19 protein-coding genes are annotated in these 24,422 nt (G+C 30.9%); 9 read left to right on the top strand and 10 right to left on the bottom strand.

The window, feature by feature from the left end; all coding sequences use genetic code 11:
* The first annotated feature begins 57 nt into the window (after positions 1-57).
* The 5 genes from ppa to dnaN all read left to right on the top strand — a co-directional run bounded on the left by ppa (position 58) and on the right by dnaN (position 5,285).
* Positions 58-576 (top strand): inorganic diphosphatase, encoded by a 519-nt coding sequence (ppa, locus tag MR76_RS03960; protein WP_024072410.1) that lies wholly within the window; start codon positions 58-60, stop codon positions 574-576.
* A 627-nt stretch (positions 577-1,203) separates the two neighbouring features.
* Positions 1,204-1,839, top strand: a complete 636-nt coding sequence (locus MR76_RS03955) for an ECH_1013 family putative transcriptional regulator (RefSeq protein ID WP_024072409.1) — start codon at positions 1,204-1,206, stop codon at positions 1,837-1,839.
* Between the two features lie 409 nt (positions 1,840-2,248).
* Positions 2,249-3,052 carry a response regulator transcription factor gene (locus MR76_RS03950; RefSeq protein WP_024072408.1) on the top strand — a complete coding sequence of 268 codons (804 nt, stop codon included), beginning with the start codon at positions 2,249-2,251 and terminating at the stop codon, positions 3,050-3,052.
* An 85-nt stretch (positions 3,053-3,137) separates the two neighbouring features.
* The gene (locus MR76_RS03945; RefSeq protein ID WP_024072407.1) at positions 3,138-3,752 is read left to right on the top strand and encodes a ribonuclease D; all 615 of its coding nucleotides are present in this window, start codon (positions 3,138-3,140) and stop codon (positions 3,750-3,752) included.
* Positions 3,753-4,160: 408 nt separating this feature from the next.
* Positions 4,161-5,285 (top strand): DNA polymerase III subunit beta, encoded by a 1,125-nt coding sequence (gene dnaN / locus MR76_RS03940; RefSeq protein ID WP_024072406.1) that lies wholly within the window; start codon positions 4,161-4,163, stop codon positions 5,283-5,285.
* Positions 5,286-5,629: 344 nt separating this feature from the next.
* On the opposite strand, the gene yajC is transcribed toward dnaN, so the two are convergent.
* The gene (gene yajC, locus MR76_RS03935) at positions 5,630-6,001 is read right to left on the bottom strand and encodes a preprotein translocase subunit YajC (protein WP_024072405.1); all 372 of its coding nucleotides are present in this window, start codon (positions 5,999-6,001) and stop codon (positions 5,630-5,632) included.
* A 583-nt stretch (positions 6,002-6,584) separates the two neighbouring features.
* Positions 6,585-7,853 carry a phosphoribosylamine--glycine ligase gene (purD, locus tag MR76_RS03930; RefSeq protein WP_024072404.1) on the bottom strand — a complete coding sequence of 423 codons (1,269 nt, stop codon included), beginning with the start codon at positions 7,851-7,853 and terminating at the stop codon, positions 6,585-6,587.
* Positions 7,854-8,039: 186 nt separating this feature from the next.
* Between purD and MR76_RS03925 the strand changes: the two genes are divergently transcribed.
* Positions 8,040-8,810 (top strand): outer membrane protein assembly factor BamD, encoded by a 771-nt coding sequence (locus MR76_RS03925; RefSeq protein ID WP_024072403.1) that lies wholly within the window; start codon positions 8,040-8,042, stop codon positions 8,808-8,810.
* Positions 8,811-8,907: 97 nt separating this feature from the next.
* Here the strand turns inward: MR76_RS03925 and cyoE are convergent, their stop codons facing one another.
* The 4 genes from cyoE to MR76_RS03905 all read right to left on the bottom strand — a co-directional run bounded on the left by cyoE (position 8,908) and on the right by MR76_RS03905 (position 13,940).
* Entirely contained in the window at positions 8,908-9,795 is an 888-nt protein-coding gene (cyoE, locus tag MR76_RS03920; protein ID WP_024072402.1) for a heme o synthase, read from the bottom strand.
* A 2-nt stretch (positions 9,796-9,797) separates the two neighbouring features.
* Positions 9,798-11,354, bottom strand: a complete 1,557-nt coding sequence (gene ctaD, locus MR76_RS03915; protein ID WP_024072401.1) for a cytochrome c oxidase subunit I — start codon at positions 11,352-11,354, stop codon at positions 9,798-9,800.
* Between the two features lie 8 nt (positions 11,355-11,362).
* The gene (coxB, locus tag MR76_RS03910; RefSeq protein WP_044171521.1) at positions 11,363-12,127 is read right to left on the bottom strand and encodes a cytochrome c oxidase subunit II; all 765 of its coding nucleotides are present in this window, start codon (positions 12,125-12,127) and stop codon (positions 11,363-11,365) included.
* 559 nt (positions 12,128-12,686) lie between these two features.
* Complete coding sequence (locus MR76_RS03905; RefSeq protein WP_024072399.1) at positions 12,687-13,940, bottom strand: aspartate kinase; 1,254 nt, start codon at positions 13,938-13,940, stop codon at positions 12,687-12,689.
* A 1,157-nt stretch (positions 13,941-15,097) separates the two neighbouring features.
* Between MR76_RS03905 and metG the strand changes: the two genes are divergently transcribed.
* A complete protein-coding gene (gene metG / locus MR76_RS03900; RefSeq protein WP_024072398.1) occupies positions 15,098-16,645 on the top strand; it encodes a methionine--tRNA ligase in 1,548 nt (515 codons plus the stop codon).
* 524 nt (positions 16,646-17,169) lie between these two features.
* On the opposite strand, the gene ubiE is transcribed toward metG, so the two are convergent.
* The 3 genes from ubiE to hslV are packed head-to-tail and all read right to left on the bottom strand — an operon-like array spanning position 17,170 to position 19,915.
* Positions 17,170-17,862, bottom strand: a complete 693-nt coding sequence (gene ubiE, locus MR76_RS03895) for a bifunctional demethylmenaquinone methyltransferase/2-methoxy-6-polyprenyl-1,4-benzoquinol methylase UbiE (protein ID WP_024072397.1) — start codon at positions 17,860-17,862, stop codon at positions 17,170-17,172.
* Between the two features lie 3 nt (positions 17,863-17,865).
* A complete protein-coding gene (hslU, locus tag MR76_RS03890; protein ID WP_024072396.1) occupies positions 17,866-19,344 on the bottom strand; it encodes an ATP-dependent protease ATPase subunit HslU in 1,479 nt (492 codons plus the stop codon).
* A 1-nt stretch (position 19,345) separates the two neighbouring features.
* Positions 19,346-19,915 carry an ATP-dependent protease subunit HslV gene (gene hslV, locus MR76_RS03885; protein ID WP_024072395.1) on the bottom strand — a complete coding sequence of 190 codons (570 nt, stop codon included), beginning with the start codon at positions 19,913-19,915 and terminating at the stop codon, positions 19,346-19,348.
* A 917-nt stretch (positions 19,916-20,832) separates the two neighbouring features.
* Between hslV and rho the strand changes: the two genes are divergently transcribed.
* A complete protein-coding gene (gene rho / locus MR76_RS03880; RefSeq protein WP_024072394.1) occupies positions 20,833-22,221 on the top strand; it encodes a transcription termination factor Rho in 1,389 nt (462 codons plus the stop codon).
* 964 nt (positions 22,222-23,185) lie between these two features.
* On the opposite strand, the gene MR76_RS03875 is transcribed toward rho, so the two are convergent.
* Entirely contained in the window at positions 23,186-23,545 is a 360-nt protein-coding gene (locus MR76_RS03875; protein WP_235111266.1) for a J domain-containing protein, read from the bottom strand.
* 73 nt (positions 23,546-23,618) lie between these two features.
* Here MR76_RS03875 and MR76_RS03870 point away from each other — a divergent pair, with 73 nt between their 5' ends.
* On the top strand, positions 23,619-24,179 hold the full coding sequence (locus MR76_RS03870; RefSeq protein WP_024072392.1) for a NifU family protein: 561 nt from the start codon (positions 23,619-23,621) through the stop codon (positions 24,177-24,179).
* Positions 24,180-24,422 lie beyond the last annotated feature (243 nt).

Raw genomic sequence — 24,422 nt, 5'->3', positions numbered from 1 at the left:
TCTAGTAGATTCAAAGGTTTTAATTGTTTTCTTGTTTTGTTATATTAGAGATTAATTATGAATTTAGATAATGTGACTAGTGGTGATAATGTACCTAAAGAAATCAATGTTATTATTGAGATTAGCCAGAATTCATATCCGGTAAAATATGAGTTTGATAAAAAGAAGAACTTATTTTGTGTAGATAGGTTTTTACCAACTTCTATGTATTATCCGTGTAATTATGGGTTTATTCCGCATACTTGTGCTGGGGATGGTGATCCTGTTGATGTTTTAGTCGCAACTAGATTTCCTGTAATGTCTGGGGCAGTGATTTGTGCAAGGCCAGTTGGTGTATTGGTTATGCATGATGAAGGTGGGGAAGATGTAAAAATATTGGCTGTACCTGTAAATAAGCTGGATCAATACTATAATAATGTAAAGGATTATTCTGATTTTCCTGTATCTTTTTTAAATTCAATATCTCATTTTTTCACTTTTTATAAGAAACTAGAAGAAGATAAATTTGTATCTATAGAAGGTTGGAAAAATACTACAGTTGCAGAGGAATTGATATTGAGTGCTTTAGTTCAATAGATATAGTGATGTTTTTGCAGTATCTATATAGTATACCTGGTTATTAGAAACAGTGTTTAGATTTATTGTTGCATTAAAAGCAGTTTTTATTAGGTGTAGTTATTGAATTATTACAAGATCTTTTGTTGGGTGATTAATTCGATTTAATATAAGTATGGGATTGTTTTTATATTGGTTATGATTCCATAAATATAAGTTGCTAATAATGCAAAAATATAAGTTTTCTTGAGAATGTTTGAAAACTTAGCGATTGATGGATTACTGTTCTTATGTTACATGGCAATAGTTAGATTAATTAGTAATCATTATTTCTTGGAAATTATTAGTAGTGTGTATACTAATAACTGTTTTTTGTTAGATGCTAAAAATTTGTATATTACTATCATTGTTCGGTTAGTTACCAAATTGGTATATAAGACTAATAGTATGTAAGTTCAGTTGTATAGCGCTTTATGTTAAAAATTACTTTTTTTATATGTCACTACTGATTTTATATAAATCTTAGAATTGCTCGCTAGTAATTTTATGATTTAGTATTCACTAATAGTGAATACTTCAATTATTACTTGAGTTTATGTACTTTAAATTGTACAAAAATGTAATAAATATTAACTGTAAGGTGAATTTATGAAAACAAGTAGTGATAATAGTATGATAGTTACTAGAATGAAGTATCAAATGGACAAAATGGGAATAAATGCACGTGAACTAGCTCATAAAGCTGATGTTGGGAAGTCTTTTGTATATGATATACTAAGTGGCAAGTCAACAAATCCTACGTCTAAGAAATTAATGGCAATAGCGAAGGTGTTAAACGTTTCATTATCGTATTTGATTAGTGATGATAATTATACTTATGGACAAAGTAATATTAATATACTGCCTGTATATAATTTAGAACTAGAAAATGGGAAAATTTCATCTTCAGGTGATGTTAATCTGTATCTATCTTCAAACATTAATTTAACTTCTAATATGAAGAATTTACGTGTATATTACGTAAAGGGGGATAGTATGATCCCGACATTAATGAATCAAGATGTTGTTTTAGTAGATATAGGGGATAAAATACCTCATCCGGCTGGATTATTTGTTATAGTTGATTCAGTAGGTGTATCAATTAGGAGATTAGAATATTTAAAAGATAATCAGAAGATAAAGCTACATGTAGTTTCTGATAATAAAAAATATTCTTCTTATGAGTGTCATTTAGAAGATATGGAAATATTAGGGAGAGTAATTTGGTATGCAAGGTCCTTGTGAAAAAAATAAACATCGAATTTTGAAATATAACATATTAAAAATAAAAGCATATTTTATGTTAGTGTATATGCTTCTATTAATGTATAATGGTACGTGTGTTAACCATTGTTATTATTAATAAAGTATTAATTTGTGCTTATATATAATCAGTGAAGTATTTTACTAATTGAAGAAAATTAGGTGTATTTACTATAATATCTCTAGTAGTCTTTGGGGTAATATTGTGCTATATATGCAACACAGGAAAAGTATATTACATGTAATTTACTATTATACTTGAATAGCATAGTAACACTATGTATTAACTTTTGATGAAATGTTTAGTTGTTGTAGGGTGATTATGTCTTTAGATTAGTGCTGAGTGCTTTATGTGTTAAATTTATTAATTATTGAGTTTTTAGAGGTATTTATGCGTATATTATTAATAGAAGATGATATTGCATGTGCAAAAGCAGTAGAAGCTTCTTTATCTTCAGAAGGGCATTTTTGTGAAACTATGACTTCTGCGCAGGATTGTTATGGGAGTATCATTCCGAAAAATGATGATTATGATGTAGTTATATTGGATATACATTTTCCTGGAAAAATAGATGGATATGATATTCTAGTCAAACTGCGGGAATCTGGTATAAAAGTTCCAGTACTTATATTATCATGTATTTCATCAGTCTCACATAAAGTGAAAGGATTATATTATGGTGCAGATGATTATGTAACTAAACCTTTTCATAAAAGTGAGTTACTTGCGAGAATAAAAGCTATTGTACGTCGTACTAGAGGACACCCTGAATCAATAGTACGTGTTGGAAATATTGCAATAAATCTTGATCATAAATGTGTTGAGTGTAATGGTGAAATAGTACATCTAACTAAGAAAGAATATGGAATGATAGAGTTATTATCATCTAGGTTAGGTACTGTTCTTACAAAAGAAATGTTTTTATCTCATTTATATAGAGAGCTAGATGAACCTTCTGATGATAAAATTATAGATGTATTCATGTGTAAGCTTCGTAAAAAGCTTAAGGTTGCTAATAATGGGAAGAATTACATAGAAACTGTTTGGGGACGTGGTTACGTATTAAAAGAATGTGTTGATGAAGATGAAAGTGATGATAGAGGGGGATATAGATGGGATCATAGTGGTGATGGTTCCAGCGTTGATTCAGTTTATGGTCAAGAAGAAGATAAAAAGTATGTTGAAGAGGCATAATATAGTTGAGAGGTATTTTTTACGTGATACAATGATCAAGATATTATAGTTATATGTCTTTTTATTATAGGTGGAGGAAGTTTACGTGCCTGTATTTGTACATGATTGTGATTTGCCTAATGGGTTAAAATTTGAAAGTACTATTGCTGTTGATACTGAAACTATGGGCTTAGTATGCAGGCGGGATAAGTTGTGTGTAGTTCAATTATGTGATAGTGATGGTGATGTGCACTTAGTTAAATTTTCAGATAATTATCAAGCACCTAATTTGGTAAGTATTCTTTCAGATTCAAGTATAACTAAGATTTTTCATTTTGCTCGTTTTGATGTTGCCATAATACGTTATTATCTTGGTATATGGGCTACACCGTGTTATTGTACTAAAATAGCCTCAAAGTTAGTCAGGACATATACAGATCATCATGGATTGAAAGAGCTGTGTTATGAATTGTTGAATGTAAAGCTTAATAAAATGCAACAATCATCTGACTGGGGAAGAGAGACTTTGACATCTGAGCAATTGAATTATGCAGCATCGGATGTTATCTATTTGCATGCATTAAAAAATAAACTGGATGCTATGTTACAGCGTGACAATAAACAAGAATTAGCAGATTCTTGTTTTAAATTTCTTCCAACAAGAGCTCAGCTTGATTTATTGGGTTGGGATAATGTTGATATATTTAGTCATGCATCATAGTATGGAGTAATCTGAGCTATTGAAGTACTGGATTTTGGAATTTTTATCTTATATTAAAGTTGTTGTTGTGTGCAGCTAATTAGGTGTTGGTAGTCTTGTTTTGAGCTTCTCTTCGCAAGGGTTTGATTATTGTATTGGTGTAGTATTTATCTTAGTCATGCGAGTAGTATAAAAATCTGAGTTATTGTTATAGGACTGAATGTTATTCGTTCTCCATTATAAAAGCAGTATGATAATTGAGTAAGAATTAGGAAGTCTTATTTTGAAATTCTTTCAATAAAAAGGTAGGCTTGATTATTAGAATTAGGCAACATATTTAGTGCTTGCCACTATAGTAACATATCCATACCTTGACTTGTTTACATTTAATTTGTATAACATCACAATGGGTTAGATTGATAGAAATGTATGGTTGATGGTATTCAGTTAAACTTTTTTGTTAGCAAAGATAAGCTCTTGCAGGCTTTGTCTTACATTAATAGTATTGTAGAAAAACGTCATAGTATTGTTGTTCTGTCGTGTGTAAGAATAGAAGTCAAGGATCAGGAAATTAAATTAATGTCTACGGATCTTGATATCTCAATAATTGCTTCCATTACTGCTCATGTAAATGTGAATGGGGTTGTAGTGGTTTCTGCTCAACTTCTTTATGATATTGTAAAAAAATTACCTAATGATATTGAAATCAAATTTGTTATTGGTGAAGATGGGAGACTGATTATAGAGTGTGGTCGTACAGAATTTTTCCTTCCTGTAGTTGATATAGAAAAATTTCCTGTTATTGAAAACAATGAATTACAAAATAAGTTTATTTTACAGGTTTCTGAGTTAGCGAATTTGTTTGGAAAAACTAAATTTGCAATTTCTATGGAGGAAAGTAGATTTAACTTGAATGGATTGTATGTTCATACATCTGATAATATCTTATGTTGTGCTGCTACAGATGGTCATAGATTATCATTAGCTAAATGTAAATCTAATAGTGTATTATCAAGTTTTGGTATTATAGTTCCAAAGAAAACAGTTAATGAGATTTTGAAGATAGTAAGTCATGGTAGTGGTAATGATTTAATATCAATTAGTTTATCGGATAGAAAGATTTGTTTTGAGTATAAAGAATATATTTTAATATCTAAAGTCATAGATGGCACTTTTCCGGATTATAATTCTATTATTCCTAGGTCTTATGATAAAAGTGTATTGATTGAGTCTGAGATGTTGTCTAATGCAATAGATAGGGTATCTGTAGTAGTCTTTGATAAGGTGAAGGTCATAAAACTACGATTTGTTGATAATAAGCTCATACTTAGTGCTGCTTCTTCGGATCAAGGGGATGCTAGAGAGGAGTTAGAAGTTGATTACTTTGGAGAAGATATGACTATTGGGTTAAATGCAAGATATTTAATGGAAGCTTTATATTGTATTAAGGGAAAATGTCTTTTATCATTTTATGATGCTAGTACATCTGTTTTAATACAGGAAGAAGAGAATATAGATGACTTCACTTATATTATTATGCCTATGCGCATATGATCTTCTTATAATTCTAGAAACTTAGGTAGAATTTTTGTCTTTATTGCATTACATAGTTAAGTACTTTAATTGATTAGACAGACTTAATATATAAGTATACCTTCTCTTGCACATGAAACTATAAGATAGGATACCCATTTATATTATTAATGCCTATGCGAATATGATCTTCTTATAATTCTAGAAACTTAGGTAGAATTTTTGTCTTTATTGCATTACATAGTTAAGTACTTTAATTGATTAAGACAGACTTAATATATAAGTATACCTTCTCTTACACATGAAACTATAAGATAGGATACCATTAAAAATCTTATGAAACAGTGGGCAGTAGAAGAAATATATTAACTGCTGGATACTGAAGATGACACTCCTGCACTTGAAGCAGACTTATTATTTTTGTTTAGTACTTCAGATATTGAGGATTTTAGTACTTTAATTTCAACCCCTTCTGATATTTCTACAAAAAGATACCCATTTGTTGAATCAATTTTTGCGACTGACCCCAATATACCACCAGAAATAATAACTTTATCACCTTTTTTTATATTATCTAGCAACTTGTTGTGCTCTTTAATCTTTTTTTGTTGAGGTCTAATTATAAAAAAGTAGAAAACACAAAAAATTAACACCAAAGGAATTAATCCTGCGATTGAACTACCTATTCCCGAAGCAGGTGCTGTTGTTGCTGCAAAGACTTCAGAGATAAACGACATTTTAATACCAAGCAGTAGGTGAATAAATTAATGTACCAAGAATGGTATTGATTGTCAATATCAATTTGGCTTAAAATTTATAGTATTGCAACTTAATTTATTGGAAAGTTTGAATTTTATTCACTTAGAACTCTTAGAATCTGATATGAAAAATATTTTGTAATGAGGTAGAGTGTTATGTTAAATTGTTAAAAAAGCAGGGTATTGTATATAGAAGCACTTTTTATCTTTCATGTTTTAAAAATTATTTATGGAGATTTTAGTACTTAAGATGATATCAGCGTGAACTTTTTATTTTACTAGTGGGAATCATATAGAGTGAAATAATAATGTTTAAGTGTAGTTTATGTTATGTAAAAAGTTTTATGTATGTATATTTATCAAGGAGTATATACTGATGTTTGTAGCTATAAAATATGGAATGCAACATGAGTTTTGATTTGTAATAAGCAGAAACTACCAAGATTTATACCTAGAACCTTAGTTATCTGTCTATGCTTTAAAGAGCAACTATTAGCACTTTTAGTATAACCTGAAATATAAAAAACTTATTCACTGTTGGAATTTATAGTAAATGAAAACATTAAAGTGCGCATGATCCTATATCGTATCTGTAAATTCCATCTGGCCAATCTAATAAGTCTAATGCAGCATAAGCTTGGTGTTTTGCAGTAGCTAAATTTTCGCCTTGTGCTACAACATTGATTACCCTTCCAGAATCTGATACCCAGTTATTTCCTTCTCTTCTTGTACCTGCATGTAAGAGTTGAATGTTAGGTAGCTTTTCAATGTTTTCTATTCCATGAATTATAGAATTTTTCTTATATTCACCTGGATATCCACGACTAGCTACTACAACGCATAAAGCAGCTTTTTTGTTTAACTCTACTGACTCATTTCCTAGTTTACCTTTAGCTGTAAGTGATAATAACCTTAGAAAATCAGAATTTAATCTTGGTAATATTGATTGTGTTTCAGGATCACCAAAACGCACATTGTATTCAAGTAATTTTGGTTCATTCTTTTTAATTATAATACCAGCAAATAGTAACCCTCTGAATTGTATGTTCATATTGAACATTGCTTTGATAGTTGGATATATTATCTTCTGAATGATTATATGCTCCATTTCTTGTGTAATAATATTCGGCTTAGAATATGACCCCATGCCACCAGTGTTAGGGCCTTTATTGTTATCCCCTATAGTTTTATAATCTTGTGCTACTCCAAGAACGACTGGATTGGATCCATCAACCAGTGTAAAGAAGCTAATTTCCTTGCCATCAAGAAATTCTTCAACGACTATTGCATGACCAGCTTCTCCGAACTTGTGATGGACTAGCATAGCGTCTACAGCGTTGTACGCCTCTTCATATGTGTGACATATTATTGTCCCTTTCCCCTGTGCTAACCCATCAGCTTTTACTACTAGAGGTAACTTTTGTTTACCAATAAACTTATAAGCTGAATTTGCATCAACAAAGTATCCATATTTTGCAGTAGGAATACCATACCTCATACACAATTCTTTTGTGAATCCTTTTGAAGACTCAAGCCGAGCTGCTGCTTTAGAAGGTCCAAAAACTAATATACCTTCTTCTGTTAACGCATCTGATAATCCATTTATTAATGGAGCTTCTGGCCCAATAACTACTAGTTCGATTTTTTCTTTTTTACATGTTTGAATGACTTCTATTGTATTATTGATATCTATATCTATTATGTCTGCTAACCCAGCCATTCCTTCACGCCCTGGGGCAATAAATAACTTGTTTAGCAATGTAGATGATTTGCGAATGTGATATAACATTGAGTGTTCACGTCCACCAGAACCAATTACCAATACGTTCATTAACATGCTTTATTTGAATCTTATTACTTATGCATTCTAGTATCAATATGGTAGTTGTCAATAAATTATATGCTTTGCTACTTAAATGTATGAGTGCATTCGTAAAAATTGCTTGTCTGTGATACATCTTTATGTTTCAATAAAGTATTTCATAATTTACAAGTTTATATTTACAGGTGATAAAATATGCATAACTCTAAAGTTATTAGGAATACTATTTATTTGTTATGCTGTTGTTTTTTGATGGTAAGTTGCTCTTTTGTAAAAAAGGGAGAAAAGTTTGTGGGGGATCGAACAGCAGATGAAATATATGAGAGTGCCTTAAGAAAATCTAGTGCTAAGGAGTATAAAAGTGCAGTAAAAGATCTTGAAGAAATCGATAATCTTTATCCGTTTTCTCCTGTTGCGATTAAGGCTCGCCTTATGATGTCATTTTTGAATTATGAACTTGGTGATTATTCTCGTGCTGAGATCTATGCTGATGATTATATTCAACTTTACCCTGATAGCAAAGATATAGATTTTGCTTATTATTTGAGAATAATGGCAAATTATATGCAGATTAGTGATATAGATCGTGATCAAAGTAGTGTGCATAAAGTTTTAGAGCTATTAAATGAGTTCATACATCTCTTTCCTAGTTCTGTGTATTTAGAAGAGGTTATGAAAAGATTAGAACTTGTTCACCAGCATGTTGCTGGTAAGGAATTTTCAGTAGGTAAATTTTATTTGCAACGTGGTGAGTATGTTGCTGCCATTAAAAGGTTCAGTACAATATTGAATAAATATAAGGAGACAAAATATTATTCAGAGAGCTTGTATAGAATTAGTGAAGCATATTTAGCCTTAGGAGATGTTGCTGCATATGCAAGATATATGTCATTGCTTAAAGAGTGTTGTATGGATACTGGTTGGTATAAAGAACCTTTGCAAGCAAGTAAAGTTGACAGTCAATAAATATACAAAAGACTAGTTTCCAATTGCTTATAGCTAGAGATTTAATAAATGATTTTTGTATGATTATTTCTAATACCTCTATTGAAATTTAGAAATGCTAAAAACTAGAAAGAATAATACATATAAATAAAATAAACAGGTAAGCAATAGAGTAAGTAAACATTGCTTTATACTTATAATGGTTGGTTGAAGTCAGTACTTTAAAAGCGTGAAATACAAATGTAATACCAAGTGGTATTGCGCAAGTTTCATATAATAAGTAGTCCTTTAAAAATATTCCAGGTAATAGTGTTACAATAAATAATATGATACTATATATGACTATATGAACTTTAGTAACGAATATTCCGTGTGTTACAGGTAGCATTGGTATTTTAGCTTTTTCATATTCCTGGTAATTTAGTAAGGATAATGCCCAAAAGTGTGGAGGAGTCCACATGAATATAATTAGGAATAGTATTAAACTTTCTATAGAAATAGAGCTAGTTACAGAAGTCCATCCAATGATTGGAGGAAGTGCTCCTGCAATTCCTCCTATGACTATATTTTGCGATGTTCTTCTTTTAAGATACATTGTATATACTAATGTATAGAATGCTATGCTGATGGCTAGTAATATTCCTGATGTATAATTAACAGCGATCATCATTACTGTTACAGAGATAATGGATAATACTAACCCTAACTCAATTGCACTAGATCTCGTAATCCTTCCAGAAGGTATAGGACGATTTTTAGTCCGCTCCATTAATGCATCTATATCACTATCATACCACATGTTTATTGCTCCTGCGGCACCAGATCCTAGTGCTATGCATAATGCACTAATAACAGCAATAAAAGGATGAATGTTTCCTGGAGCAATGAACATTCCTGTAATTCCTGTGAGAACTACCAAATACATGATTTTTGGCTTTAGTAGATCCCAATAATCTGACATTTCACTTATAATCTGCAGTTTAACATTTTCACAGTTAGAGTTCATATTTAATCAACCTTTGGTATTTCTTCAAAGGTATGGAAAGGTGCTGGTGATGGTATTGTCCATTCTAGTGTATCTCCTCCCCATGGATTATTAGGACATTTTTTTCCACTTCTTAATGTTGCAATGACTATGTAAACGAAGAATAAAGCTGATATAAACGATAAAAATGCTCCTGCTGATGATATGTAATTCCATGGAATAAAAGCATCTGGGTAATCTGGTATACGTCTTGGCATTCCTGCTATGCCTAAAAAGTGTTGAGGTAAAAATGTAATGTTGGTTCCAATGAAAGTTAACCAGAAATGTACCTTACCAAGGCGTTCATTATATTGCTTGCCGGACATTTTGCCTATCCAGTAATAGAAGCCAGCAAAAGCTGCAAATAATGCAGCAATTGACATTACATAATGGAAATGTGCAACTACATAATATGTATCGTGTAATGCTTTATCAATACCACCATGTGAAATTACAATACCAGTAATTCCACCTACTACAAATACAAAAATAAACCCGATTGAAAATAGCATGGGAGTTTTAAATTCTATCTGTCCTCCCCACATAGTTGCGATCCAACTAAATACCTTGACTCCTGTTAGCACACCTATCAGCATCGTGGTAACGCTGAAGTATGTCATAATTTCTGCACTTAAACCGACAGTAAACATGTGATGTGCCCATACTACTCCACCTACTGCTGCAATGCCAACTAGTGCTAGTACCATGCCTAAATATCCAAAAACTGCTTTATGAGAGAAAGTAGATACGATTTGACTTATTATTCCAAATGCAGGAAATATAATAACATATACTTCAGGATGTCCGAAGAACCAAAATAAATGTTGAAATAGTAAAGGATCACCTCCACCAGCAGGGTCAAAAAAGCTTGTACCAAAGTTTCTGTCTGTTAATAACATTGTTATTGCTCCCCCTAAAACTGGGAGTGTAACTATTAACATAAAAGATGTTAATAATATAGTCCAAACAAATAGTGGCATCTTTAATAATGTCATACCATGAGCTCGCATGTTAAATATTGTGACGATAAAATTTATAGCCCCTACAATTGATGAAGCTCCAGCAACATGCAGAGCAAATATTGCTATGTCTACAGAAGCACTTGGATGAGATCCTATATATGATAATGGAGGGTATAGTGTCCATCCTGTTCCTGCACCTTCTCCTATCAATACAGATGTACATAATAGAATTAATGAGGCAACTAATAGCCAAAAGCTTACATTGTTAAGACGTGGAAATGCCATATCTGGAGCTCCTATAAGCAATGGTACAAACCAGTTACCAAATCCTCCAGTTAAAGCTGGCATGATCATGAAAAATACCATAATTAATGCATGACCTGTGACGATAACATTGTATAACTGATAATTATCGTTTAGCACGTTAATATGTGCGAGTTGTAATCTCAATACGAGAGATAATATACCCCCTACAAGTCCCCCAATAATGGAAAAAATAATATATAGTGTGCCTATATCTTTGTGATTTGTTGAGAATAACCAACGTTTTATTCCTTGTGGTATATGTTCACTATTCATTCATACCTCTATAATTCAAGTGTCTTTTCTTGTATCCATTCATTAAATTGTTCTTTTTCAACAGCAACTATCACTATTGGCATAAATCCATGTAGCCTGCCGCAAAGTTCTGAACACTGTCCATAATATATTCCTGGAGTTTTGATATTAAACCATGCTTCATTTAGTCTGCCTGGTACTGCATCAATTTTTACTCCTAAGGCTGGTACTGCCCAACTATGTATTACGTCTGCACTTGTAACTTGTAACAGAATATTTGTATTTATGGGTACTACTATTCTGTTATCTACTTCAAGTAAACGCAGATCTTGACTTTCCAAACTATCTGTTGCTTTCATATAACTATCAAAAGCAAAATTTTTATAATCTGGATATACGTATCCCCAATACCACTGATATCCGATTGCTTTTAATGTCATTTCTACATTGGGAATTTTCTGCTCATGTCTAATTAATTTGACATTACTTATAGTTAAAAATCCTACGATTACTAAAGGAATTAATGTCCACAATATTTCTAAAACTGCGTTATGAGAATTCTTAGTGTTAAAGACAATTTTGTCTCCTGATCTTTTCCTAAACTTTATGAGTGCATATGTCATTACAGCAAAAACAATAACTGCTACTACTGACATAACAAACATAACAAAGTTATGGGATCTTATAATCGATTCCATTATTTCTGTTGCTGGAGTCTGAAATCCCATCTGCCACTGTACAGGTGCTGCAAATGTACTAAAAGGATTAAATATACAGAAAAAAAAACCAGAAATCTTAACATAATGCTACACTATTAATAATTAATTGCTTATCATTTTAATGCTCAAAATGCAACAATTTTATACTACTTTTTAAGAAGTATAACCTTAATAAAGTTAATTATAACTAAAAGCTACAGTACTTGCAAATCTATCTGTCATTGTATTGATCAGTATTTTTCAGATTTCTCTACAAAGTATTAGATTCAGCGATTTTTAGTGTATATGTTGTATTTATTAAAAAGTGTTGTAATATAAGATAATCTCAAGAATTATTTTTTTCTTATAGTAGAAAGTTAGTTTATTGTTGAGGTAAATATTAAGAAAAGTAAAATAATTGACTAAAATCTAAAAATGTCTTTTAAGATTAATGTTTATCATCATTATATAGGAGTTCTATATAATAAGATTATTATTCAAACTGAGCTTGTTGTATCAAGATTTAAAAGAGTTTAAAAAATTGCAAATGTTGTGTTTGTGGTCATTTAATTCTATAGGTAACTATGTCTTAAAAATTATATTACTTTAATTTATGTATTACGTTAAACTTGTTGAAATAGTGGACTATCTTAGGTTAACTTATTGCATGTGGATCTGATTTTGTGCTATCAAGTCCAAAAGTGGAATGTAGAGCTACTGTAGCAAGTTGACTGTCTTTTCTCCATATTAGAACGCTGATTTTTATTTCTGAAGTAGTAACTGCCAGTATTTTTATATTATTAGATGTTAATGTATGAAACATCTTATAAGCTACTCCAGCGTGAGAAATCATGCCTACTCCAATAATAGAGATCTTTGCAACTTCAGAATTGATTATTAAATTCTGGTACATAAGCTCAGTTTGAATCTCTGTTAAGAATGTTGTTGTTGTTGGCAAATCCTCTTCTGAAATTGTAAAAGTAATGTCATTTGCATTATTGTCATTCATATTTTGGATGATCATGTCAACGTTAATGTTTTTTTCTGCTATTGCGTTAAATACAGTGGTAATTCCAGATAGTGTTTTTACCTCTTTTAATGTAACACTTGCTGTCTTATTGTTACATGTGATCCCAGTAATTAATTGGCTTTCCATATGTAGTTCTCCTTTTTTACATAATATTGTTCCCTTTCCGGGATTGAAAGTAGATAGTATGCACAATTTTATATTATATTTCATTGCTATCTCTACTGAGCGTACTTGTAATACTTTGGCTCCAAGAGAGGACATTTCTATCATTTCATCGTATGTAATGTAATCTAACTTACGTGCTTTTGGTACTACATTGGGATCTGCTGTATATATTCCATTTACATCTGTATAGATATAGCATAGATCTATACCTAATGCTGCTGCAATTGCTACAGCTGAGGTATCAGATCCTCCTCTACCTAAAGTTGTGACTCTGTTGTTTTTGTGCATCCCTTGAAATCCAGCAACAATAGCAACGTCATTATTAGATAGAGAATCCTGTAATGAGCGTGTGTTGATATCTATGATTCTTGCTTTAGTGTGATCTTCAGTTGTTACTATTGGTAGTTGCCATCCTAGCCATGATTGTGCATTGACTCCTATTTTTTGAAGAGCTAATGATAATAGTCCGCATGATATTTGTTCTCCTGAAGAAATAATTAGGTCATATTCGGAACATTCAGATTGGGATTTTACATCAGAGATTTGTTTAATTTGTGAAATGATGTTATCAGTAAATTTCCCCATAGCTGATACTACTACAACTACTTTGTAATTATTGTTAACATCTTGTTTTATTATTTCTGCAACTCGATTAATACACTTTATGTCTTGTAAGGAAGTTCCTCCAAATTTTTTTACTAAAGTCCTCTTCATTATTGTGTGCTAGAAATGTATGACTATCATCTTACATGATAAGTGATTTTTTATATTTTGCAAAGTTTGTATTAATGTAGTTAAATTCTTTGTTGTGTGGTGAATATTATAGAACAATATTATAAAAAGGATTTTATATAAAAACTGAATTTTGTTTGGAGTGTCATAATCTATGATCTTGTATGGTTATGTTACATATTGCTTTAAGGAGTATAATCAATTCTGATGTCTGTTTTTTATAAAATATTATATTGGTTCTATAATGTGAGATGTTATCCATAACTGATGTTTATAAGTATAGTTATTGATATTTAGGTATTGTTGTAAATTACTAGTAGGCAGAGATATTTAGGGTGTTTATATGAAATAGATATCTATTATATGATGAGTTTTTATAGGATGATGTCTGTTTTTTATAAAATATTATATTGGTTCTATAATGTGAGATGTTATCCATAACTGATGTTTATAAGTATAGTTATTGATATTTAGGTATTGTTGTAAATTACTAGTAGGCAGAGATATTTAGGGTGTTTATATGAAATAGATATCTATTATATGATGAGTTTTTATAGGATGATGTCTGTTTTTTATAAAATATTGTATTGATTCTATAATGTGAGATGTTATCCATAACTGATGTTTATAAGTATAGTTATTGATATTTAGGTATTGTTGTAAATTACTAGTAGGCAGAGATATTTAGGGTGTTTATATGAAATAGATATCTATTATATGATGAGTTTTTATAGGATGATGTCTGTTTTTTATAAAATATTGTATTGGTTCTATAATGTGAGATGTTATCCATAACTGATGTTTATAAGTATAGTTATTGATATTTAGGTATTGTTGTAAATTACTAGTAGGCAGAGATATTTAGGGTGTTTATATGAAATAGATATCTATTATATGATGAATTTTTATAGGATGATGTCTGTCATTCCTTAAATAGTCTGATATCAGATAATCTTGTGGTGGTTAATTTCGCGTAGGTTACTTGTGTGTAAATTGTTCATGAATTATTTAGTTAGGGGTTATAATTCCATATATGGTTTTTATAAGTAATGTTTTTGTGGTATTTGCAAATATTAAATTAATATAACTAAAATTATGTGATAAATTGCTAATAGACAAGATAACAATAATGCTGATTTATGAAGAATATATATATTACTACTCCTATTTATTATGTTAATGATGTTCCACATGTAGGTCATGTTTATACAACTTTGATATGTGATATTATAGCGCGGTTTATGCGTCTTGATGGGTGTAATGTGAAATTTGTAACTGGAACAGATGAACATGGACAAAAAATAGAAAAAGCAGCCCGAGCACGTAATATGTCATTGGTACACTTCACTGATAATACGAGTGCTGTATTTAAACAATTAGCTGATGTTATGAACTATAGTTATGATGATTTTATTCGTACAACAGAGGTGAGACATCAAAGAGCTGTTATAGCTTTGTGGCAGCGTTTATGTGACAATGGGGCAATATATCTAGGTAGTTATTCTGGTTGGTATGCAGTAAGAGATGAAACGTTTTATCAAGAAAAAGAATTAATTGATGGTAAAGCTCCTACAGGGGCTGAGGTAGAATGGATAGAAGAGCCGAGCTATTTCTTTCAGCTGTCAGATTTTCAAGAGAGATTGTTAAGTTTTTATGCAGAGAATCCTGATTTTGTTACTCCTAGGTATCGGTATAATGAGGTTATATCATTTGTTAAATCAGGGTTGAAAGATCTTTCTATATCAAGGCAGAATGTTTTATGGGGAATAAAAGTACCAAATGATGACAAACATGTAATTTATGTATGGGTTGATGCTTTAACAAATTATCTGACAGTATTAGGGTTCCCTGATATTAACCATAAAGATTATCAAGCTTATTGGGCAGGTGATAATAGTTTTGTTTTGCAAGTTATTGGGAAAGATATATTGAGATTTCATGCTGTGTATTGGCCTGCTATTTTAATGGCAGCTGGCTTACCTTTACCTAAAAAAATCTTAACTCATGGTTGGTGGACTAATGAAGGACAAAAAATCTCTAAATCGTTAGGTAATGTTATAAAACCTTTTGATTTGGTAGAAGAATTTGGAGTTGATCAATTGAGATATTTTTTAATTAAAGAAATGCCAATAGGGAACGATGGAGATTTTAAAAGAAGTAGTCTTATTAATTGTATAAATTATGATTTAGCAAATAATATAGGGAATCTTGTACAGAGGACTATTTCTCTATTGTACAAAGAGTGTGGGGGAGTTGTACCAACAGTAAGTGATGATTTGTTGCGTGATGAAGAAGTTTTACCAAATTATCAAGATATTCTTGGAAGAGTTAGGGATTGTGTTATGCATTATAACTTGAATGGAATGATACATATTATAGAACAATTATCTTCTACGGCTAATGAATATATTACAGTGAGAGCACCATGGAAATTATCTAAGAGTGATCCTAGAGTTATGAAAGCAGTATTATATAAATTGCTTGAATATATTAAATGTATAGGATTGCTGTTACAACCTATAATGCCTAAGTTATCATCCAAAATATTGGATCAAATTGGATTACCAGAATGTAATCGTGACTTTAGTAAATTTTCTATACCTGTGGGTGTGAATACAACTTTACCAAAACCAGAACCTATTTTTGTCAAAGATTGTGTAGGCTATATATATATATATACTTGCTAGTATATAGAATATGTAGCATTATGTGTAGTCGACAACTATGGCAGTTGTATTGGATTACGTAGGCTTCTCTGTGTAAGGAAGTTTTTTGTATATCAAATTGTCGAACTTGAATATTGGTGTGTAGGTTGAGAATTTTTATTAGTGAGTGTTTAGTTGGGTTTAGTATGCACCTATCTATATGATATTGCTACTTTGAATAAGTTTTCACAGATTTCAGAAGTGTGAATAATGAGTACTTATAGTGATAATAAGTTAATATACTACTATATTGTTGTTTGAACGTATCAAGTGTGTGTTGTATAAGGTTTGTGTGGATTTACATTGATCATGAAAACAGTATTATTCTATGATGGTTGTTAAGCTGACATTGTATGTAAAGGAAAATTTTAACATTAAGATCAATTATAATTTTCCAAGCAATATATATAGAAACATAGATTATGCTATCCTAGCTTAATGAAATTAGATGTTATAATGTCTTTTTGATAACTATTATCTATAAAGAAAACTTTGGTTGAGGTTAGTTATATTTTCCAAGCAGTATATAATGTAACTATACCAAAACATAAATTAGTATATTTTATTTGGCTAAAATTAGAGTTTTCAATTTCTTGTACAAAGTCTTCTTGATATGGAAATTTGCTTATACTATCTACTAAGTATTGATATGCAGTCTTATCTCTTGCTACTACTTGTCCTATGTTAGGGATAATATTGAATGAATAAAAGTCATATAATTTGTAAAGAGGATGACTTTCTTTTAAGGGAGAAAATTCTAAACATATAAATTTTCCTCCTTGCTTAAGAACCCTATATGCTTCGTTTAATGCAAGATGTCTATAAGAAACGTTACGTATTCCAAAGGAAATTGTATAATATTCGAAACTATTGTCTGAAAATGGTAGTTGTTCTGCATTACCACATACCCATTTGAGATTTAATATGTTTGCATTGATAGCATTGTCTCTTCCATGATTTAACATTTTAGGATTAATATCACATACTGTTGTATCTACATTTCGTTTGTTTTTTGCTACCTTTATAGCTATATCTCCAGTACCAGAGGCAACATCAAGTAAGCTACCACTGGTAATGTTCTGAATTACTCTGTCTTTCCATAGTCTGTGCAGACCAAAGCTCATTATATCGTTCATTAAATCGTAACGAGAAGCTACTGAAGTAAAAACTTGATTAACAAACTTTGATCTTTCATGCATGACTTATAGTATAAATTTTGATAAATCTAATTGCTTTGAAATATCTTCCAATTTCTTCTTTACATATTCGCTATCGATTACATATGTTTTACCACTATTTTCTGTTGCAGTATAGCTGATATCTTCCATTAGTTTTTCTAAAATAGTGTGTAATCTACGAGCTCCAATGTTTTCAACTTCTCTGTTAACTGTGGATGCTATTTCTGCTATAGTAGATACCCCTTCATCAGTAAAGTCAATAGTAATATTTTCAGTTTTCATTAATGCGCAGTACTGCTTTAATAAACTTGATTCTGGTTCAGTTAAAATTCGCACTAAATCGTCTTTGCTAAGCGGTTTAAGCTCTACTCGTATAGGAAGACGTCCTTGCAGTTCAGGTAATAAATCAGAAGGCTTAGCCAGGTGAAATGCTCCAGATGCTATGAATAAAATATGATCGGTTGTAATAGTGCCATATTTTGTTGTTACACTTGTTCCTTCAAGCAATGGTAAAAGATCTCTTTGTACACCTTCTCTGTTAACTTCTCCTCTGATTTCTGTACGAGCTGCAATTTTATCTATTTCATCTAAGAACACAATACCATCATTACTTGCTAGTTGCAAAGCTTCCTTTATTATCTTGTCCTCATCCATTAATTTTTCACTTTCTTCATTAATCAGCAGTTCTCTTGCCTCTTTTACAGTAACTTTTATGGTTTTGAGTTGTTTATTATTTCCTAACATTTTATGTACAATCTCGTTGATGTTCATAATGCCAACTTGACTTCCTGGAATATTAGGAACATCAATGGAAGGGATTACATTTTTACTTTCTTTGATGGATATTGAAATCTCAGAATTTTCAAATTCACCATTTCTTAGCTTGTTTTGGAAAATGGTTTTTGTTTCTTGACTTGCATCAGCTCCAATCAATGCATCAAGAATTATATTTTCTGATAAAGTTTTTGCTTTTTTCTCTACAATTTTACGGAATTTTTCTTTTACTAGGTTAATAGCTACATCAACTAAGTCACGTATAATAGAATCTACATCTCTACCTACATATCCTATTTCAGTAAATTTGGTAGCCTCAACTTTTATAAAAGGTGCTTTTGCAAGTTTTGCTAGTCTACGAGCTATTTCTGTTTTGCCAATACCTGTATGTCCTATCATTAAAATGTTTTTAGGAATAATCTCTTCTCTTAATGGTTCAGGTACTCTATTACGGCGCCAGCGATTTCTTAAAGCAATAGCTACAGCACGTTTTGCGTCTGCTTGTCCTATAATAAACCTGTCTAATTCTTGTGTAATTTGTTGAGGAGTTAGTTCTTGAGAGCTATATGAGTCATCTACATCTAAATTTGTTCCATCTTCACAGGCTGCTGTATTAGTAGTATTTTCGCTTTTTAGTAGTGCGTAACCAGCTTGTCCATTATTTATGGCATCTGTTGTATTTGCTGTATCATCATTTAATTTGAGTTTATTATTTGGTGTGACAAACATTTTAATCCTCTATTTTTTCCATAATAATATTGTTATTTGTATAAATACATATTTCAGAAGCTATTTTCATTGCAGTAGTAATTATGTATTCTAAAGTCATATTTTGAGAAAGTTGATCATTAGATTCGCATAAAGCTTTTGCTGCTGCTAATGCGTAATTCCCTCCTGATCCAATAGCCGCAATCCCATTTTCTGGTTCTAAAACATCTCCGTTGCCTGATATTATTAGAGATATTGACTTATCTGCAACAATCATCATTGCTTCTAATCTGCGCAGATATCTGTCCATTCTCCAATCTTTTGCTAATTCTACACATGCGCGAAGCAGTTGTCCAGGGTGTTTCTCTAGTTTACTTTCTAATCTTTCAAATAAGGTAAAAGCATCTGCTGTTGCCCCGGCAAATCCTGTGATTACTGTATCATTAGCTAAACGTTTTATTTTTTTTGCTGAATTTTTTACTACAGTATGTCCTAAAGATACCTGTCCATCTCCTGCAATTATTACGTTATTGTTTCTGCGAATACATAAAATAGTGGTACCATACATTACATTATTGTCTTTGTGTTCCATTATTTTAACTCCTACTTATAACTTAAGGTGATTTTTTTAACAATACATGGCTTTATCTATACCACTTGAGAAATAAATGTAAATTATTAAATAATTTGATCATGATTTTATGTTACTCTGATAATAGAATATTTAACACTAAATCTGAATGTTAATCATATTGAGCTATGATATTATTAATAGAATACAACCCCCCCCTCTTATATATAAAAGTCTATCATTAACAAATATGTCAAATAATAATTAATAAATTATAAGATATTCATTTAATCTATTAATAGGCCATGTAGTCTACCAGAATAATAATTTTCTGACAAACAGTAATTTCAATTAATGGTTTTTCCTATGCTGAAACATGTAATAATATGTTTAGATATATTATAAAAATTTAACACTAGTTTTTTATTTGTATATTTTTAAATGTTATATATAATAAAAAGTTAGGTATTGACTCTGTATTACAATAACGTAATATTTATGAGATTAATCAGTGGTTCGTATATTTTTTTAATGCTTCTCATGGTATGTTATAGGTTTATGTGGGTACGCAAGTGCTGATATATTGTGTCTAATGTTAGTTAATGTATGTCTATGATATAGGTTTTTCTTGTGGTGCGGTTATGTATGACATGCCATTAGTTAGTTCATAGTAAGTGATATGTAATAGAGTTGAAAGTTATTGCGATTAAATAATTTATGTGTTGTCAAAATAAAAAAGTATGCTAATTTAGCAAACGTGCCACCATATGTACAAGATTTACTATGTAAATACTTGGAGTAGGAAGTTTGCCGTTACTGATCAATTTGTTTCAAGTACTATATGTAATGTTAAAGGTTTATTTATACGTTACGTAAGGATTATATAAAATGCTTGGACAATTAGTAACCTAACTTATTTTAGTATAGAGAGAGTTTTTATGTCGGAATCAGAAGATATTGTATTAGACAAAGAAGAGGATGAAGTAGTAAAAGTAGAGCTACAAGAGGAAATAATAGAAGGGAGAGCAGATGATCAGGTATCAGGACAGGAAGTAAAAGTACTGGATTTAAGTGAATTAAAGAAGAAAACTATAGAAGATCTGTTAAAAATAGCAGAAGATCTTGGAGTAGTAAGTAATGGGAGGATGCTAAAACAAGAGATAATCTTCCACCTAATGAAAAAAGTAGTCAGTGATGGAGGTGCAGCGATAGGAGGAGGGGTAGTAGAAATATTATCTGATGGTTTTGGATTCTTAAGATCTCCTGAAGCAAATTATGCTGCAAGTGGTGATGATGTATATATTTCTGCAGGACAAATAAAGAAGTTTAATTTAAGAACAGGTGATATAGTAAGTGGAGAAATAAGAGCTCCAAGCGAAAAAGAAAGATATTTTACATTAGTAAAAGCACACAGCATAAACTTTACGGATATGGCAAAGTTACAAAGATATGTGCACTTTGATGATTTAATTCCTTTATATCCAGAAGAAAGAATATTATTAGAATGTAATGATCCTATTAGCCTGAATAAAAAAGATATAAGCATGAGGGTAATAGATATAGTTGCTCCTTTGGGTAAAGGACAGAGGGCTCTGATAGTTGCTCCACCAAGAGCTGGAAAAACAATAATATTACAACAAATAGCACATTCAATATCTGTAAATCACCCAGATATAGAATTAATAGTGTTACTTATAGGTGAAAGACCAGAAGAAGTGACAGACATGTGTAGATCGGTAAAAGGTGAAGTAGTAAGTTCTACATTTGATGAGCCTGGATATAGACATGTACAACTTGCAGAAATTGTGATTGAAAAGGCAAAAAGAATGGTGGAACATAAAAAGAATGTTGTAATATTGCTTGATTCAATTACAAGATTAGCAAGAGCATATAACTCAGTGATACCATCCTCAGGAAAAGTACTAACTGGTGGGGTAGATTCTAATGCTTTGCAGAGACCAAAAAGATTTTTTGGAGCAGCAAGAAATATAGAGAATGGAGGATCATTAACAATAATAGCAACAGCACTGATTGAAACTGGATCAAAAATGGATGAAGTGATATTTGAAGAGTTTAAAGGAACAGGAAATTGTGAAATAATATTAGATAGAAAAATATCTGATAAAAGAGTATATCCAGCAATAGACATTTCAAAATCTGGTACAAGAAAAGAAGATATGTTAATAGATAATGTATGTTTAAAGAAGGTGTGGTTATTAAGAAGGTTGTTATCATCAATGGGTTCTGTTGAAGCAATGGAATTCTTGAGAGATAAATTATCCATAACTAAAGATAACAATGAATTCTTTGATATGATGAATAGTTGATCTGTAATATACCGGTATGTTGGCATATAACTAAAACTATTTGTAACATTTGTAGGTGAAAGTGGATTCTAAATAGGAAGTTATCAGATAAAATTGATACTATAAAGAAAGTGAAGTTATTTATATATTGCCAAGAGTTTTGTAATGTTACTATGTGTTTTATTAGTTTAATATTGTATTATGTGTTTCTGTAGTTGCTAAGTAAAAAAAGGCTTTCCTTGTTGGATGTCGGTTGTAAAGGTTGTATAAGTGGGTTTTACATTATTGCAAAATGCTGATTGCGAGTGGTTTTTATTTAATTTAATAATGTGTCCCGTGTTTCTGTAGTTGCTAAGTAAAAAAAGAGCTTTCCTTGTTGGATGTCGGTTGTAAAGGTTGTATAAGTGGGTTTTACATTATTGCAAAATGCTGATTGCGAGTGGTTTTTATTTAGTTTAATAATGTGTCCCGTGTTTCTGTAGTTGCTAAGTAAAAAAAGAGCTTTCCTTGTTGGATGTCGGTTGTAAAGGTTGTATAAGTGTGTTTTACATTATTGCAAAATGCTGATTGCGAGTGGTTTTTATTTAGTTTAATAATGTGTCCCGTGTTTCTGTAGTTGCTAAGTAAAAAAAGAGCTTTCCTTGTTGGATGTCGGTTGTAAAGGTTGTATAAGTGGTTTTTACATTATTGCAAAATGCTGATTGTGGGTGGTTTTTATTTAGTTTAATAATGTGTCCCGTGTTTCTGTAGTTGCAAGTAAAAAAAGAGCTTTCCTTGTTGGATGTCGGTTGTAAAGGTTGTATAAGTGGGTTTTACATTATTGCAAAATGCTGATTGCGAGTGGTTTTTATTTAGTTTAATAATGTGTCCCGTGTTTCTGTAGTTGCTAAGTAAAAAAAGAGCTTTCCTTGTTGGATGTCGGTTGTAAAGGTTGTATAAGTGTGTTTTACATTATTGCAAAATGCTGATTGTGGGTGGTTTTTATTTAGTTTAATAATGTGTCCCGTGCTTCGTTTAGTTTTTGTGCTAAGTAAGGTGATCCTCCCTTATCTGGATGCATAGATTTCATTAGTTTATGATAAGCTGCGTTGATTTGTTCTTGACTTGCATTTTTTTCTAACCCTAGTATTTCTAGTGCTTCTTCCTTAGATAGATTACTACTTGTACTTTTAAAACTACTGTACATGTTTGCTTCGTTCATTACCTTATTCAAAGTGGAAGTCATTATTTCACTCATGCTGATTATGCTATTCCTTTTTAATACTAAAAATATAATCAATCCAATAATTGGTAATACAAATATGACGCCTATTATAGAGAATATTACTAAAAAGATAAACCACATATAAATGACTTGATTTAAGTAAGGTATGCCCATATTATACAAGTTAAAAGTATTTTTTTGCAAATGGTTTATTATGTTTATACAAATCGAGGAAACTCCAAATCCTGATACTTTAAAATTTATGCCAGGTGTTCCTGTTAATAATGGTAAAATTAGTGAATTTGTTGATAGTGTTACAGCTGAAAGTTCTCCTCTTGCAACAGTGTTGTTTAAAATAGAACATGTAAGAGGTGTGTTTTTTGGAGGTGATTTTGTATCGGTAACGAAATCTAGTGATATTGAGTGGGATGTTCTGAAACCAGAAGTTCTAACTGTTATTATGGATTTTCTAACGCTTAATCCAGATAATGCTACATCAGATTTTGATAAAGAAGAGATGGAAGAGTTTTTCGATGAAAAAGATGTTGAGATGGTTGAGAAGATTAAAGAATTAATAGATAATTATGTGAAACCCGCTGTTATGCAGGATGGTGGAGATATAAAATTCAAAGGATATAGTAATGGTATTGTTTTTGTAAAATTAAGAGGAGCATGTTCAGGATGTCCAAGTGCTTCAATTACTTTGAAAGAAGGCATATATAATATGTTGAATTATTATATTCCGGATATACAAGGTGTAGAAAGTATTCAGTAGATAAAGTTTATATATAAAAAATGTTTGATTCTGTTAACAAGAACTTGATCATAGGTCTATCTGTTTTTTATTGTTATGGTAAATCTTGAATGTTTTACTTTAGTATGTACTAGAGTTTATGTGTAGAAGCTTTTATTCTACTTACAATAACTTGGAGATTAGTGTTTGTTATTTATATAGAAGGATACTTCTTAAGTGTTTGATATAGATAAAATTCATATATAAGGACTTTGTGATTTTTTA

Source organism: Ehrlichia muris AS145, from assembly GCF_000508225.1.
GTDB classification, from domain to species: Bacteria; Pseudomonadota; Alphaproteobacteria; order Rickettsiales; family Anaplasmataceae; genus Ehrlichia; species Ehrlichia muris.
This window is presented reverse-complemented; position numbering and strand designations above follow the sequence as displayed.